The following is a 1579-nucleotide window of genomic DNA, read 5'->3' as shown; positions in this document are numbered from 1 at the left end:
GTATGTGGATCGTGTTGCACTCTCTTTTAAAGGGTCTGGACATCACTTCGGTAAGAATGAAGCGAAGACGGTTTTAATCGGAAATCCGCGTGCTTCTGAAGTGGCAGAGCTCAACATCAATCCGCTTGAAGAGCGACAACGTTTCGGTTTTGAGGAAGGACGTCCTCTCGTCGTCATCTATGGCGGTAGTCGTGGCGCACCTGCAATCAACGAAGCAGTCGTCGATATGATGCCAAAGGTCGAGCAAGCAGGCTGGTCGCTCCTCTTCGTTACTGGTCAAATTCATTACGATACGATTATGTCACGCGTTGGTTCCTTACCAGAACGCATTCAACTTCGCCCATTCGTATATGATTTACCGAACATCTTAAAAGCAAGTCAACTCGTCATTTCACGTTCGGGAGCAAGCACATTGGCAGAACTGACGACACTCGGCTTACCGAGTGTGCTCATCCCGAGTCCTTACGTGACGGAAAATCACCAAGAGGTCAATGCCTCATCACTCGTCGAGACAGGTGCGAGTCTATTGATTCGTGAACAAGAGCTAACGGGTGATCGGTTGTTTGAGGCATGCGAAAAAGCGTTAGCACAACAACAAATGATGTCTGAAGCGGCGCTTGCGCTCGGTATGCCGAACGCTTCACTGGACTTAGTTGATGAATTGTTACGACTGACAGGACAAAAAAACTAAACTATTGCAGGAAAAGACCGATAGGGAAATGAATTGTTACGTTATAGAGGGGGAATGAGACGTGAGGGAACGGAGAGCGGTTGGACGACCACAAGAGGACGAGAACGTCCGCAGCCTCGAGGATAAGATACCTTATATCCGTGAACAACGTCGCAAAAAAGCCAACCGGAGGCTCATCTATGTCCTGATTCTGATTGGTCTATTGGTTGGTGTCGTTTTTTATCTACAGTCGAGTTATTCTCGGGTCGCTCGATTTGATATTGATGGTAATCTTAATGTCAAAACATCAGATATCTTGAAGGCATCAGGAGTTAAGGTGAATGAGACACACGCCTTTAATCTATCAGAGGAAGACATTCTTGAACGAATCGAGAGGGTTCCAGGCATTCAGGAAGCAACGATGCAAAAACAGTTTTTGCATCAATATCGCGTGACGGTGACGGAAGAGAAAGAGATCGCTTACGCAAAGGATAAACCAGGAGACCGGATCGTACTGGCGGACGGAACGATCATTCCCGGAAAGTCGAAGGAAGAATTGTTCGATGCACCAATTCTGACTGGATTTACGGATCAATCATTAAATCGGTTGACGAAGGAACTCGTTAAGATCGAGCCGAAAGTACGTAGTCGGATCTCTGAAATCGTCGCAAACGATAAGACGGACAAGGGTGGTCTGAAATTATTCATGACGGATGGGAATACGGTGTTACTCAGTACATCATCCTTTTCAAATTCCTTGAATGAATACGTAAAGGTCATTTCTGCCTTACCAAAAGGAAAGACGGGAACGATTACAATTGATGGCGGTATCTATTTCAAGCCATATAAAGGAAAAAAATAGAAGATTCGTAAAGGCTGTCTCTTATACACATCTCCGAGCCCACGAGA

2 protein-coding genes are annotated in these 1579 nt (G+C 45.9%); both read left to right on the top strand.

Annotated features, from left to right (window positions below; translation table 11 throughout):
* Positions 1 to 691 (top strand): UDP-N-acetylglucosamine--N-acetylmuramyl-(pentapeptide) pyrophosphoryl-undecaprenol N-acetylglucosamine transferase (locus F8N00_RS17890; RefSeq protein ID WP_421018731.1); only part of this gene is annotated, 691 nt, incomplete at its 5' end.
* A gap of 61 nt (positions 692 to 752) precedes the next feature.
* Positions 753 to 1532 carry a cell division protein FtsQ/DivIB gene (locus tag F8N00_RS17885; protein ID WP_023468802.1) on the top strand — a complete coding sequence of 260 codons (780 nt, stop codon included), beginning with the start codon at positions 753 to 755 and terminating at the stop codon, positions 1530 to 1532.
* Positions 1533 to 1579 lie beyond the last annotated feature (47 nt).

The sequence above is a fragment of the Exiguobacterium sp. A1_3_1 genome, assembly GCF_048985645.1.
In the GTDB taxonomy this organism is placed as follows: domain Bacteria; phylum Bacillota; class Bacilli; order Exiguobacteriales; family Exiguobacteriaceae; genus Exiguobacterium_A; species Exiguobacterium_A indicum.
Note: the sequence above shows the minus strand (reverse complement) of the source record. Positions and strands in the feature narration are given on the sequence as shown.